Source organism: Stutzerimonas stutzeri (genome assembly GCF_038561965.1).
GTDB lineage: Bacteria > Pseudomonadota > Gammaproteobacteria > Pseudomonadales > Pseudomonadaceae > Stutzerimonas > Stutzerimonas stutzeri_AA.
In genome coordinates this window covers 306,414-318,928 of sequence record NZ_CP139348.1, presented here as the reverse complement: position 1 = coordinate 318,928, position 12,515 = coordinate 306,414, and the positions used below count along the sequence as shown (strand labels likewise).

The window sequence follows — 12,515 nt, the reverse complement described above, 5'->3', positions numbered from 1 at the left end:
ACCCAATCGCCGGACCTTTTTAGCACACTCCTCATGCACACGCTATCAACCGGAAAAGCATCCGGATTTTCCTTGACCCAGTGCACAACCACGGCCAATCTGCAGCGACATTTTTGAGCCATTGGCGGTCCGTTGCCGCCCACTGCCGGAGAACACCTCATGACCGTTCGCGTCGGGATCATCATGGACCCTATCGCGCAGATCGCCTTCAAGAAGGACAGTTCGCTGGCCATGCTGCTGGCAGCCCAGGCGCGCGACTGGACACTGTTCTATATGGAGCAGCGCGATCTTTATCAGCTTGGTGATCAACCGCGAGCGCGCATGCGCCCGCTGCGGGTATTCAACGACCCGCAACACTGGTTCGAGACGGACGAGGAGGCTGACGTAGCCCTTGCTGACCTGGACGTGATCCTCATGCGCAAGGATCCGCCGTTTAACAGCGAATACGTCTACGCAACCTATCTGCTGGAGTTGGCGGAAAAAGCAGGAACGCTGGTGGTCAATCGACCGCAGAGCCTGCGCGACTGCAATGAGAAGTTCTTCGCCACGCAGTTTCCACAATGCACGCCGCCGACATTGGTCAGCCGGCGCGCGGACATTCTCCGCGAGTTTGCCCGCGAGCACCGTGACATCATTCTCAAACCCCTCGACGAAATGGGCGGCGCATCGATCTTTCGTCATCGCGAGGGTGACCCCAATCTTTCCGTCATTCTCGAGGTGCTGACCGAGCATGGTGGGCGCCAGATCATGGCCCAGCGCTACATCCCTGCCATCAAAGATGGCGACAAGCGCATCCTGATGATCGACGGCGAGCCGATCCCCTATTGCCTGGCACGGATTCCCGCTGCTGGCGAAACGCGCGGCAACTTGGCTGCTGGTGGCCGCGGCGTGGCACAACCACTGTCTGATCGTGATCGTGAGATCGCCGCAATTGTCGGCCCGGAATTGCGCAAGCGCGGCCTGTTGTTCGTCGGCCTGGACGTCATCGGCGATTACCTCACCGAAATCAACATCACCAGCCCAACTTGCATCCGCGAAATCGACAACGCCTTCGATACGCGCATTGGTGAACGCCTCATGGAGGCGATCGCGGCCAAGCTGCAAGCTTGAACCAGCTAACAGCTTTGAGCTTGGAGCTTGCGACTCCGAGCTCAAAGCCGGCAGACTGCGCGGCACTTCGAGCCGACCCGACCTGCGATGAACGCCGCTACCCGCCAAACCGCGCCTGAAACCACCCGAGTCCGCCCGGCGGACAGGCTCGGCTTCACGCTTTTTCTGGCCACTGCATTGCACCTGGCCCTGATTCTCGGCCTGGGCTTCACGCTGTCCGAACCGAAACAGATCAGCAAGACACTGGAAATCACCCTGTCGACGTTCAAGAGCGAGGAGAAACCCAAGGAAGCCGACTTCCTCGCCCAGGACAACCAACAGGGCAGCGGCACGCTGGAACACAAGGCATCGCCGAAGACGACCGAATTGGCACCGTTCCAGGACACCGAGGTGCGCAAGGTAACCCCGCCCGCAGCTCCGCCCCGCAGCACTCGACAAGAGCCGGCAAAGACTGTCGTAACCACTCGCAGCCCGCAACCGGACAAGGCCGATGTCAAGCAGCAGACCCAGCCGCAGCCCGAACCGCAACCCGCTCCAGCGTTCGACAGCGCTCAGCTGAGCGCCGAAATCGCCAGCTTGGAAGCTGAGTTGGCACAAGAAGTCGAGCGCTACGCCAAACGCCCCAGGGTCAGCCGTCAGAACAGCGCCGCCACCATGCGCGACATCAGCGCCTGGTATCGCGACGAGTGGCGCAAGAAGGTCGAGCGCATCGGCAACCTGAACTACCCGGACGAAGCGCGTCGCCAGCAGATATACGGGAGCCTGCGCATGCTGGTAACCATCAACCGCGACGGCACCGTACAAGAGTTACGTGTGATCGAGTCCTCCGGCCAACCGGTACTCGACGAAGCCGCGCTGCGCATCGTGCGCCTGGCCGCACCCTTCGCACCATTCAGCGGGGAACTGGCGCAGAAGTTCGATCAGGTCGAGATCATTCGCACCTGGCGCTTCGAACGTGGTGACAAGCTTTCCAGCCGCTGACCCATAGCTGGACCAACCGTCGCACCTGTAGCCGGAAAGCAGTGCAACGCTTAAGCTAGCGCGCATGAAAAGCACCGTGCCCAGCTACCTTAAGCATCACTTTCTGATCGCCATGCCCCAGATGGCCGACCCGAACTTTGCCCACACGCTGATCTATCTGATCGAGCACGGCGCAGAAGGCGCCATGGGCCTGATCATCAATCGCCCGAACGGCCTGAGCCTGGCCGATGTGCTGGAACAGCTGCGCCCGGGCGAACCGATTCCATCGCTTTGTCAGAGCCTGCCGATATTTTCCGGCGGCCCGGTGCAGACCGACCGCGGCTTCGTCCTTCATTCCCCCGACCAGCAGTTTCAAGCCACGCTGTCGCTCGGCCCACTGGGCATGTCCACATCCCAGGATGTCTTGTTCGCCATCGCCGACGGACAAGGCCCTGCCCGACACTTCATTGCCTTGGGCTACGCTGGCTGGGAAGCAGGGCAATTGGAGGCCGAACTGGCCGACAACGCCTGGCTCAGTTGCCCGGCGAGCCCGGAGATCCTCTTCGATCTGCCCTACGACCAGCGCCTGAACGCAGCCGCCGCATCGCTGGGCGTCGACCTGCGCCTGCTCAGCACCCAGGTTGGCCACGCATGAGCACACTCAGGCTGCTGCTTGGCTTCGACTACGGCACCAAACAGATCGGTGTCGCCGTCGGCCAAGTGATTACCGGACAAGCCCGCGAACTCTGCGTACTCAAGGCGCAGAACGGCGTGCCGGACTGGCAACAGATCGAAGCGCTGATGCGCGAATGGCAGCCGGATGCGCTGGTCGTCGGCCTGCCGCTGAATATGGATGGCACGCCAAGCGACATGAGTGCCCGGGCGGAGAAGTTTGCGCGCCGACTCCATGGCCGCTTTAACCTGCCGGTACATACCCACGATGAACGCCTGACCACGTTCGAAGCCAAAGGCGAGCGTCTGCGCCAGGGGCAGCACGGCGGCTACCGCGACCGCCCGGTGGACGCTCTGGCCGCAGCACTATTACTGGAAGGCTGGCTGAGCGATCACCCCGCCGCCTGATCCGGACTTGAAGGAGATCCCATGATCCTGCCTAACCCCGAACAGCTGTTGCCCGAGATGGTCGCCGCACTGAAGCAGCACCTGAGCGACCGTGACATCCAGGAGCCACGCTTCATCGGCATTCGCACCGGCGGCGTCTGGGTCGCCCAGGCGATCCTAGCAGCGCGAGCGCAGAACGAACCGCTCGGCATCCTCGACGTGTCCTTCTATCGCGATGATTTCACCCAGAGGGGTTTGCATCCTCAGGTGCAGCCATCGGAGTTGCCTTTCGAAGTCGAAGGGCAACACCTGGTGCTGATCGACGACGTGCTGATGACTGGCCGCACCATCCGCGCGGCACTCAACGAGCTGTTCGATTACGGCCGCCCCGCCAGCGTGACATTGGTCTGCCTGCTCGACCTGAACGCCCGCGAGCTGCCGATTCGTCCCGACGTGGTCGGCGCCACCCTGTCGCTGGCGCCGGAGCAGCGCATCAAGCTGATCGGGCCGGAGCCATTGGCCCTCGAGCAACAGATGGAAACCAGCCCCTCCTGAACGAGCCGGTAACTTCCGCACCTACAGCCCATCTCCAGCCGCCAACCGAGATCCTGCGATGACGCCCACCGACGCCAAGCGCCCGCTACAGCTGAACGACCAAGGCCAGCTGCGCCATTTCCTCTCCCTCGACGGCCTGCCCCGCGAGCTGCTCACCGAGATTCTCGACACTGCCGACTCCTTCCTCGAGGTCGGCGCTCGGGCCGTGAAGAAGGTACCGCTGTTGCGCGGCAAGACAGTCTGCAACGTGTTCTTCGAGAACTCGACGCGCACCCGCACGACCTTCGAACTGGCGGCGCAGCGGTTGTCGGCAGACGTGATCACGCTGAACGTCTCGACTTCCTCCACCAGCAAGGGCGAGACCCTGACCGATACCCTGCGCAATCTGGAAGCCATGGCCGCGGACATGTTCGTGGTGCGCCACGCCGACTCCGGTGCCGCGCATTTCATTGCCGAGCATGTCAGCCCGCAGGTTGCGGTCATCAATGGTGGCGACGGGCGCCATGCGCACCCGACCCAGGGCATGCTCGACATGCTCACCATCCGCCGGCACAAAGGCAGCTTCGAAAACCTCTCAGTCGCCATCGTCGGCGACATCCTGCACTCGCGCGTGGCGCGCTCGAACATGCTGGCGCTGAAGACACTAGGCTGCCCGGATATCCGCGTCATCGCACCGAAAACCCTGCTACCCGAGGGCATCGAGCAGTACGGTGTGCGCGTTTTCACCGACATGAACGAAGGCCTGCGTGACGTCGACGTGGTGATCATGCTGCGCCTGCAGCGCGAGCGCATGCAGGGCGGCCTGCTGCCCAGCGAGGGCGAGTTCTACCGACTGTACGGCCTGACCACCCAGCGCCTGGCGTTGGCCAAACCGGACGCCATCGTCATGCACCCTGGCCCGATCAACCGCGGCGTGGAGATCGAATCTGCCGTGGCGGATGGCCCGCAATCGGTGATCCTCAACCAGGTCACCTACGGCATCGCCATCCGCATGGCCGTGCTGTCGATGGCAATGAGCGGCCAGACCGCGCAGCGCCAGATCGATTCCGAATCCGTATCCGAGGAGCAGCAGTGATGGTGGCTATTCGAATCCTCGGCGCGCGCGTGATCGACCCCGCCAGCGGGCGTGACGAAGTCGCCGATATTTTCCTGCAACACAGCAAGATCGCCGCCATCGGCCAGGCACCGGCCGGCTTCGATGCGCAACGGACGATTGATGGGCAGGGGCTGATCGCCGCGCCTGGACTGGTCGACCTCGCCGTGGCATTGCGCGAGCCCGGCTACAGCCGCAAGGGCAGCATTGCCAGCGAAACGCTGGCTGCGGCAGCCGGTGGCATCACCAGCTTGTGCTGCCCGCCACAGACGCGCCCGGTACTGGATACCGCGGCAGTCACCGAGCTGATCCTCGATCGCGCCCGCGAGTCAGGCCACGCCAAGGTATTTCCCATCGGCGCGCTGACGCGCAATCTGGCCGGCGAGCAGCTGTCGGAACTGGTCGCATTGCGCGAGGCCGGCTGCGTCGCCTTCGGCAATGGCCTCACCGAGTTCGCCAGCAACCGCAATCTGCGCCGAGCCCTGGAATATGCCGCCACCTTCGACCTGACGGTGATCTTCCACTCGCAGGACAGCGACCTGGCCGATGGCGGACTTGCCCACGAGGGCGCCGCCGCCAGTTTCCTCGGCCTGTCCGGAATTCCGGAAACCGCAGAGACCGTAGCGCTGGCGCGTAATCTGCTGCTGGTGGAAAAATCCGGCGTTCGTGCGCACTTCGCCCAGCTGACCAGCGCCCGTGGCGCAGAAATGATCGCCCAGGCACAGGCCCGCGGCCTGCCGGTAACGGCGGACGTGGCGATGTATCAACTGATCCTCACCGACGAAGCGCTGCACGGCTTCTCCAGTCTGTATCACGTGCAGCCACCCCTGCGCAGCGCAGCGGATCGCGACGGCCTGCGCGAGGCGGTGAAAGCCGGCGTGATCTCGGCGATCTCCAGCCATCACCAGCCGCACGAGGCGGATGCCAAACTGGCGCCATTCGGCGAAACCGAAGCGGGTATCAGCAGCGCCGAAATACTGCTGCCACTGGCACTGACATTGGTGGAAGACGGCCTGCTTGATCTGCCGACGCTGCTGGCACGCCTGAGCAGCGGCCCCGCTGCTGCGCTACGACTGCCGAGCAACAGCCTGCAGGCTGGCCAGTCGGCGGATCTGGTGCTGTTCGACCAGCACAGCTCGACTCTGGTCGGCGAGCGCTGGTATTCCAAGGGCCGCAACTGCCCATTTATGGGCCACTGCCTGCCGGGCTCGGTGCGCTACACCATCGTCGACGGCCACATCAGTTTCGAAGGCTGACGCGACAGATCTGCGCAGGCTGGACGTCGATCCGTCCATGCCTGGCAGATTTCCAACGCGCGCACTCCCTACCCACTCAGCTCCGAGCAAGATTGCGCTCGGATATCTGCGAGTTCAGCGTCCAGAAGTCGTAGAGCACACCGATGAAGAACAGCCCGCCGGTGAATAGGTAGAGGATTCCGGTGATCCACTTGCCCTGATACATACGGTGCACACCGAACACCCCGAGAAAGGTCAGCAGTATCCATCCGACCGTATAGTCGATGGGCCCGGGCTGAAAGCGCATGTCCGCTTCACGATCCATTGATGGAATCAGAAACAGGTCGATGATCCAGCCGATGAAGAACAGGCCAAGGGTGAAGAACCAGATGGTGCCGGTGATCGGCTTGCCGTAGTAGAAACGGTGGGAACCGAGAAAACCGAATATCCACAGGAGATAGCCGATCAGCGTGCTATGGGTGTTCTGCTGCATCCGAACCTCGATGTGCAATTGATGACTGACGTCCAGCTTATCCGATAACGCGCCTGAACCGCCCCGCCAGACGGACCTTGCGGCGATATGCAGCCGTGATACTGTACATATCAACAGTATAGCGGTCACCGTCATGCAATTGATCGACAAACTCAGCGTGCTCGCCGACGCCGCCAAGTACGACGTCTCCTGTGCCAGTAGCGGCGCGCCGAAGCGCAGTTCGAAGGGCAAGAGCGGACTAGGCGCTACCAACGGCATGGGCATCTGCCACAGCTTCACACCGGACGGTCGCTGCGTGGCGCTGCTGAAGATCCTGCTGACCAACTTCTGCCTGTACGACTGCCAATACTGCGTCAATCGCCGCTCCAGCGATGTGCCGCGGGCGCGCTTCACGCCGGAAGAGGTAGTCAGCCTGACCCTCGACTTCTACCGACGCAATTGCATCAGCGGCCTGTTCCTCAGCTCCGGCATCATCCGCTCGGCGGACTACACCATGGAGCAGCTGGTGCGCGTAGCCAGGCTGCTACGTGAGGAACACGAGTTTCGTGGCTACATCCACCTCAAGACCATTCCCGACGCCGACCCACTGCTGATCGCCGAAGCCGGGCGCTATGCCGACCGCCTCAGCGTGAACATCGAGCTGCCCACCGAAGCCAGTCTGATCCGCCTGGCGCCGGAAAAGCAGGTGGTGACCATCAAGCAGGCCATGCACACCATTCACCAAGGCGAAACCGAAGCCAGCGCGGAGAAGCGCGCACCACGCTTCGCTCCCGCCGGGCAAAGCACGCAAATGATCGTCGGTGCCGACAACACGGACGACAGCACCATTCTGCATACTGCTCAATCCTTATACGGCAGCTATCGGCTGCGCCGGGTCTACTACTCAGCCTTCAGCCCGATCCCGCATAGCCCCAATACCGTGCCCTTCGCGGCGCCACCACTGATGCGTGAGCACCGGCTGTATCAGGCCGACTTCCTCATGCGTGGCTATGGCTTCCAGGCCGGCGAACTGCTCAGCGGGCCGGGTAATCTCGCGCTGGATATCGATCCGAAACTCGCCTGGGCGCTGGCGCACCGCGACCAGTTCCCGGTGGACCTCAACCGTGCCGAACCGATGATGATTGCGCGCATACCCGGTATCGGCATGCTCAGCGCTAAACGCCTGGTCGATCTGCGCCGACAGAAGCGCATCCGCTTCGAGGATCTGACTCGCCTGCGCTGCTCCCTGGAGAAAGCCAAGCCCTTCGTCATCACCCAGGATTACCGGCCAAGCCTGGCAGGGTGCGAGTCAGCCATGCTGCATCAGCAGCTACGCGACACCCCTGCGCAGCTGGCACTCTGGTGATGGTCACGGTGCGCTTCGATGGAAGCTTTCAGGGATGGCGAAACCGCGCCCGCGCACTGCTGCAGAGCCACGTCTCGCCGCATGAGGTGAGCTGGGCAGTCGGGAATGAGTTTGCAGGACTCTTCGACGATCCGCCGCATGCGTTGCCAGCGCAAAGCGGAGAACGGATTTGTGTACCCAGACAGCTGCTGGACGAACTGGAGATGGCGGCGCGCTGCCGCGTCGAACATCGCTGGGGCCTGCTGTATCGCGTGCTCTGGCGCGTTAACCAGGGCGATTCGAGCGCAAGAATGGTCGGCGACGTCGACGGCAGCGAGCTGCATGGTCGAATCAAGGCAGTACGTCGTGAGGCCCATCATCTACATGCCTTTCTGCGCTTCAGTCCGATCGAAGCCGATGACGGGCCGCAGCATGTCGCCTGGTTCGAGCCCGCGCACGACATACTGCCCTGGGCGGCAGGCCATTTCGCCGAACGGATGGGCGGGAACAGCTGGCTGATCGCAACGCCGGAAGATGGCGTCTGCTGGAATGGAGCGCAGATGCACTACGCCCAGCCCTGCCCGCCACAGTGGCGGCAGCTGGCGCAGAACGCGGCGGACCCTGGCGGTGAACTATGGAAGGCGTATTACGAAAGCACGTTCAACCCGGCCCGGCTGAACCGCAGCGTTATGGAAAGCAACTTGCCCGTGCGCTTCTGGAAGAACTTGCCTGAGGGCATGCTGATTCCCCAACTGATGAGCCGTGCGCGGGCTGGCGCGCAGCGTGACGGCCAGGCCGAGCGCGTCGCCGCCAGAAGCGGGAAGCGCATCGGCCGAACGGCAGAACAGGGCGATTAACGGAAACTGCGCCCCGGGTCTTCGTCACTGACTTCAAGGCTCAGGCCTTGCGACACACTAGTCAGATGCTCGCCATCGGTTTCCGAACCCAGCTTGATCAGCAGGCGCAGGTCGTTGGCTGAGTCGGCGTGCAGCAACGCATCTTCGTAGGTGATCTCGCCCTGCACGTAGAGGTTGTACAGCGCCTGATCGAAGGTCTGCATGCCCAGCTCGGTGGAGCGCTTCATCAGCGACTTGAGCTCATGAACCTCGCCTTTGCGGATCAGGTCCGCTGCCAGCGGCGTATTGATCAGCACCTCGATCACCGCGCGGCGCCCCTTGCCATCCGGTGTCGGCACCAGCTGCTGAGCGACGATCGCCTTGAGGTTGAGCGAAAGGTCCATCCACACCTGGTTGTGACGGTCGGGCGGGAAGAAGTTGATGATGCGGTCCAGCGCCTGGTTGGCGTTGTTGGCGTGCAGCGTCGCCAGGCACAAGTGCCCGGTTTCGGCGAACGCCACGGCGTAGTCCATGGTTTCACGGGTACGAATTTCGCCGATGAGGATCACGTCCGGCGCCTGGCGCAGCGTGTTCTTCAGCGCCACCTCGAACGAGCTGGTGTCGATCCCCACCTCACGCTGGGTGACGATGCAGCTCTGGTGCTGGTGGATGAACTCGATCGGGTCCTCGATGGAAATGATGTGCCCGCTGGAATTCTTGTTGCGGTAGCCGATCATCGACGCCAACGAGGTCGACTTGCCGGTGCCCGTGGCGCCAACGAACAGCACCAGGCCGCGCTTGGTCATCGACAGCTTCTTGAGGATGTCGGGCAGTTTGAGCTCGTCGATCGTGGGAATGTTGGTCTCGATGCGACGCAACACCATCCCGGCGAGGTTGCGCTGGTAGAAAGCGCTGACGCGAAAGCGGCCAATACCGCGGGCGCTGATAGCGAAGTTGCACTCGTGGTTTTCGGTGAACTCGCGGCGCTGCTGCTCGTTCATCACGCCATGCACGGTTTCCCGGGTCATTTCCGGTGACATGGCGGTCTTGCTCACTGGCATGATCTTGCCGTTGACCTTCATCGAAGGCGGCACGCCAGCCGTGATGAACAGATCGGAGCCGCCCTTTTCCACCATCAGGCGCAGAAGTTTCTCGAATTCCATCGTTGTACTCGCAATCGTGGCAAGCGCCGCAACGAGCGGCGCCCGGGGTTGTCAGGCGTTTAGAAGTTCTCTGGCTGCTTGGCCTTTTCCTTGGCGCTGTCTCGCGAGATCAGCCCTTTGGCGAGCAGCCCCTTGAGACACGAGTCGAGCGTCTGCATGCCCAGCGAGCCACCGGTCTGAATCGAGGAATACATCTGCGCAACCTTGTCCTCGCGGATCAGGTTACGGATCGCCGGAGTACCGATCATGATCTCGTGCGCCGCCACACGGCCGCCGCCTACCTTCTTCAGCAGCGTCTGGGACACTACCGCCTGTAGCGACTCGGAAAGCATCGAGCGAACCATGGACTTCTCTTCGGCCGGGAACACGTCGACCACGCGGTCGATGGTCTTGGCGGCAGAGGTGGTGTGCAGGGTGCCGAATACCAGGTGACCGGTTTCCGCGGCGGTCAGCGCCAGGCGGATGGTTTCCAGGTCACGCATTTCACCCACCAGGATGATGTCCGGGTCTTCCCGCAGTGCCGAGCGCAGGGCTTCGGAGAAGCCCAACGTATCGCGGTGCACTTCACGCTGGTTGACCAGGCACTTCTTCGACTCGTGGACGAATTCGATGGGGTCTTCGATGGTGAGGATGTGGTGGTACTTGGTGTTGTTCAGGTAATCGAGCATCGCCGCCAGGGTGGTCGACTTGCCCGAGCCGGTCGGCCCGGTAACCAGTACCAAGCCCCGAGGTACGTCGGTGATCTTGCGAAACACCTCGCCCATCCCCAGGTCTTCCATGGTCAGAACCTTGGAAGGAATGGTCCGGAATACGGCGCCAGCACCGCGGTTCTGGTTGAAGGCGTTGACCCGGAAGCGCGCGACGCCCGGCACTTCGAAGGAGAAGTCAGTTTCCAGGAACTCCTCGAAGTCCTTGCGCTGCTTGTCGTTCATGATGTCGTAGATCAGCGCATGCACCTGCTTGTGGTCCATGGCCGGCAGGTTGATTCGCCGCACGTCGCCATCGACGCGGATCATCGGCGGCAGGCCGGAGGAAAGGTGCAAATCCGACGCACCCTGCTTGGCGCTGAAGGCCAGCAGTTCTGTGATATCCATGGGACTCCCCAATTACAAGCAAGCAGGTAGAATGCCGCGCAGACCCCAAGGCGGCGGGCGCAAGTAATGTCCACGATAGAGAAGAATATTGCAAAGGTCGCAGCGCGCATCCGTGAGGCGGCGCAAGCTGTGGATCGCGACCCGACCACGGTCGGGCTGCTGGCGGTGAGCAAGACCCAGTCGGCGGCCACCATTCGCGAGGCAGCAGAAGCCGGCGTGCAGGATTTCGGCGAAAACTATTTGCAGGAAGCGCTGGACAAGCAGGCCGAGCTGAGCGACCTGTCACTGATCTGGCATTTCATCGGCCCCATACAGTCGAACAAGACCAAACCAATCGCCGAACACTTCGACTGGGTGCACTCGGTGGATCGGCTAAAGATAGCCCAGCGCCTCTCCGATCAACGCCCGGCACAGCTGCCGCCACTGAACATCTGCCTGCAGGTCAATGTCAGTTGCGAGGCAAGCAAGTCCGGTTGCGCCCCAGAGGAGCTGCACCAATTGGCGCAGGCCGTTGCCGCGCTGCCTAATCTACGTCTGCGTGGCCTGATGTGCATTCCCGCGCCCAGCGACGACCCCGCCGAGCAGCGCGCTGCCTTTGCCCGGCTCAGGGCATTGCGCGACGAACTGCCACTGACGCTGGATACGCTGTCCATGGGCATGAGCCAGGATCTCGAAGCGGCAATCGCCGAAGGCACGACCTGGGTCCGCATCGGTACCGCACTGTTCGGCGCGCGTGATTACGGGCGCCCTCAATAAAGGAATAGCTATGACCTCTCCCCGCATCGCCTTCATCGGTGCTGGCAACATGGCCGCCAGCCTGATCGGCGGGCTGCGCGCGCAAGGCGTCGCAGCGGATGCCATCCGCGCCAGCGATCCAGGCGCTGAGCAGCGCGCGAAGATCAGCGCCGAACATGGCATCCAGACCTTCGCACAGAACGCCGAAGCGTTGGCTGGCGCCGATGTGGTGGTGCTGTCCGTAAAGCCGCAGGTCATGCAGGCAGTATGCCTTGATCTCGTCGCGCATCTGGGCCACGCGCCGTTGATCGTATCGATCGCGGCAGGCATCAGCTGCGACAGCCTGCAGCGCTGGCTTGGCCCCGCTCCGCAGGCGATTGTGCGCTGCATGCCGAACACGCCGTCACTGCTGCGCCAGGGCGTCAGCGGCCTGTACGCCAACTCGCAAGTCAGCGACAGGCAAAAGCAGCAGGCCGAACAACTGCTATCGGCCGTTGGCATGGCCTTGTGGCTCGACGAGGAACACCTGATCGACGCGGTCACGGCCGTTTCCGGTAGCGGCCCAGCCTATTTTTTCCTGCTGATCGAAGCGATGACCACTGCCGGCGAGCAGCTCGGCCTGCCCCGCGAAACCGCCGCGCGACTGACCATGCAGACGGCGCTTGGCGCCGCGCGCATGGCTTGCGAAAGTGATGTCGACGCCGCTGAACTGCGCCGCCGCGTCACCTCGCCGAACGGAACCACCGAAGCGGCGATCAAAGCCTTCCAGGCCGGCGGCTTCGAGCAACTGGTGCAGCAGGCCCTGAGCGCCGCCGCACAACGCTCGGCCGAGCTGGCCGAACAACTGGGCCAATAAGG

The 12,515-nt window shown here is 62.7% G+C and carries 14 protein-coding genes; 11 read left to right on the top strand and 3 right to left on the bottom strand.

Annotated elements, in window-relative coordinates; all coding sequences use genetic code 11:
- Positions 1–159 precede the first annotated feature (159 nt).
- From gshB to SM130_RS01375, 7 genes are all read left to right on the top strand, one after another.
- The gene (gene gshB / locus SM130_RS01405) at positions 160–1,110 is read left to right on the top strand and encodes a glutathione synthase (protein ID WP_102824059.1); all 951 of its coding nucleotides are present in this window, start codon (positions 160–162) and stop codon (positions 1,108–1,110) included.
- 87 nt (positions 1,111–1,197) lie between these two features.
- Complete coding sequence (locus SM130_RS01400; protein WP_102824058.1) at positions 1,198–2,091, top strand: energy transducer TonB; 894 nt, start codon at positions 1,198–1,200, stop codon at positions 2,089–2,091.
- 64 nt (positions 2,092–2,155) lie between these two features.
- On the top strand, positions 2,156–2,725 hold the full coding sequence (locus tag SM130_RS01395; protein ID WP_102824057.1) for a YqgE/AlgH family protein: 570 nt from the start codon (positions 2,156–2,158) through the stop codon (positions 2,723–2,725).
- Complete coding sequence (gene ruvX, locus SM130_RS01390; RefSeq protein ID WP_102824056.1) at positions 2,722–3,150, top strand: Holliday junction resolvase RuvX; 429 nt, start codon at positions 2,722–2,724, stop codon at positions 3,148–3,150. The genes SM130_RS01395 and ruvX overlap by 4 nt, the downstream gene beginning before the upstream one ends.
- Before the next feature lie 21 nt (positions 3,151–3,171).
- Positions 3,172–3,684, top strand: coding sequence for a bifunctional pyr operon transcriptional regulator/uracil phosphoribosyltransferase PyrR (gene pyrR / locus SM130_RS01385; protein ID WP_102824055.1), 513 nt, complete (start codon positions 3,172–3,174; stop codon positions 3,682–3,684).
- A gap of 58 nt (positions 3,685–3,742) precedes the next feature.
- Complete coding sequence (locus SM130_RS01380) at positions 3,743–4,759, top strand: aspartate carbamoyltransferase catalytic subunit (RefSeq protein WP_102824054.1); 1,017 nt, start codon at positions 3,743–3,745, stop codon at positions 4,757–4,759.
- On the top strand, positions 4,759–6,033 hold the full coding sequence (locus SM130_RS01375; RefSeq protein ID WP_102824053.1) for a dihydroorotase: 1,275 nt from the start codon (positions 4,759–4,761) through the stop codon (positions 6,031–6,033). Before SM130_RS01380 ends, SM130_RS01375 begins: the two co-directional genes overlap by 1 nt.
- A 76-nt stretch (positions 6,034–6,109) precedes the next feature.
- On the opposite strand, the gene SM130_RS01370 is transcribed toward SM130_RS01375, so the two are convergent.
- Positions 6,110–6,505, bottom strand: a complete 396-nt coding sequence (locus SM130_RS01370) for an NINE protein (RefSeq protein WP_102824052.1) — start codon at positions 6,503–6,505, stop codon at positions 6,110–6,112.
- Positions 6,506–6,638: 133 nt separating this feature from the next.
- Between SM130_RS01370 and SM130_RS01365 the strand changes: the two genes are divergently transcribed.
- Positions 6,639–7,850 carry a putative DNA modification/repair radical SAM protein gene (locus tag SM130_RS01365; RefSeq protein ID WP_102824051.1) on the top strand — a complete coding sequence of 404 codons (1,212 nt, stop codon included), beginning with the start codon at positions 6,639–6,641 and terminating at the stop codon, positions 7,848–7,850.
- The gene (locus SM130_RS01360; protein WP_102824050.1) at positions 7,850–8,686 is read left to right on the top strand and encodes a TIGR03915 family putative DNA repair protein; all 837 of its coding nucleotides are present in this window, start codon (positions 7,850–7,852) and stop codon (positions 8,684–8,686) included. Before SM130_RS01365 ends, SM130_RS01360 begins: the two co-directional genes overlap by 1 nt.
- Here the strand turns inward: SM130_RS01360 and SM130_RS01355 are convergent.
- Complete coding sequence (locus SM130_RS01355) at positions 8,683–9,828, bottom strand: PilT/PilU family type 4a pilus ATPase (RefSeq protein WP_102824049.1); 1,146 nt, start codon at positions 9,826–9,828, stop codon at positions 8,683–8,685. The two genes, SM130_RS01360 and SM130_RS01355, sit on opposite strands and share 4 nt — an antisense overlap.
- 59 nt (positions 9,829–9,887) lie before the next feature.
- Positions 9,888–10,922 carry a type IV pilus twitching motility protein PilT gene (locus SM130_RS01350; RefSeq protein ID WP_102824048.1) on the bottom strand — a complete coding sequence of 345 codons (1,035 nt, stop codon included), beginning with the start codon at positions 10,920–10,922 and terminating at the stop codon, positions 9,888–9,890.
- Between the two features lie 66 nt (positions 10,923–10,988).
- On the opposite strand from SM130_RS01350, the gene SM130_RS01345 reads away from it, so the two are divergent.
- On the top strand, positions 10,989–11,678 hold the full coding sequence (locus SM130_RS01345) for a YggS family pyridoxal phosphate-dependent enzyme (protein ID WP_102824047.1): 690 nt from the start codon (positions 10,989–10,991) through the stop codon (positions 11,676–11,678).
- A 10-nt stretch (positions 11,679–11,688) separates the two neighbouring features.
- The gene (gene proC, locus SM130_RS01340; protein WP_102824046.1) at positions 11,689–12,513 is read left to right on the top strand and encodes a pyrroline-5-carboxylate reductase; all 825 of its coding nucleotides are present in this window, start codon (positions 11,689–11,691) and stop codon (positions 12,511–12,513) included.
- The last annotated feature ends 2 nt before the right edge of the window (positions 12,514–12,515 follow it).

Bases quoted from the DNA above. Each gene is read 5' to 3' on its own strand.
- ruvX (WP_102824056.1), top strand. From the start codon at position 2,722: ATGAGCACACTCAGGCTGCTGCTTGGCTTCGACTACGGCACCAAACAG.
- SM130_RS01395 (WP_102824057.1), top strand. From the start codon at position 2,156: ATGAAAAGCACCGTGCCCAGCTACCTTAAGCATCACTTTCTGATCGCC.
- SM130_RS01345 (WP_102824047.1), top strand. From the start codon at position 10,989: ATGTCCACGATAGAGAAGAATATTGCAAAGGTCGCAGCGCGCATCCGT.
- proC (WP_102824046.1), top strand. From the start codon at position 11,689: ATGACCTCTCCCCGCATCGCCTTCATCGGTGCTGGCAACATGGCCGCC.
- SM130_RS01365 (WP_102824051.1), top strand. From the start codon at position 6,639: ATGCAATTGATCGACAAACTCAGCGTGCTCGCCGACGCCGCCAAGTAC.
- SM130_RS01370 (WP_102824052.1), bottom strand. From the start codon at position 6,505: ATGCAGCAGAACACCCATAGCACGCTGATCGGCTATCTCCTGTGGATA.
- gshB (WP_102824059.1), top strand. From the start codon at position 160: ATGACCGTTCGCGTCGGGATCATCATGGACCCTATCGCGCAGATCGCC.
- pyrR (WP_102824055.1), top strand. From the start codon at position 3,172: ATGATCCTGCCTAACCCCGAACAGCTGTTGCCCGAGATGGTCGCCGCA.
- SM130_RS01360 (WP_102824050.1), top strand. From the start codon at position 7,850: ATGGTCACGGTGCGCTTCGATGGAAGCTTTCAGGGATGGCGAAACCGC.
- SM130_RS01380 (WP_102824054.1), top strand. From the start codon at position 3,743: ATGACGCCCACCGACGCCAAGCGCCCGCTACAGCTGAACGACCAAGGC.
- SM130_RS01400 (WP_102824058.1), top strand. From the start codon at position 1,198: ATGAACGCCGCTACCCGCCAAACCGCGCCTGAAACCACCCGAGTCCGC.
- SM130_RS01355 (WP_102824049.1), bottom strand. From the start codon at position 9,828: ATGGAATTCGAGAAACTTCTGCGCCTGATGGTGGAAAAGGGCGGCTCC.
- SM130_RS01375 (WP_102824053.1), top strand. From the start codon at position 4,759: ATGGTGGCTATTCGAATCCTCGGCGCGCGCGTGATCGACCCCGCCAGC.
- SM130_RS01350 (WP_102824048.1), bottom strand. From the start codon at position 10,922: ATGGATATCACAGAACTGCTGGCCTTCAGCGCCAAGCAGGGTGCGTCG.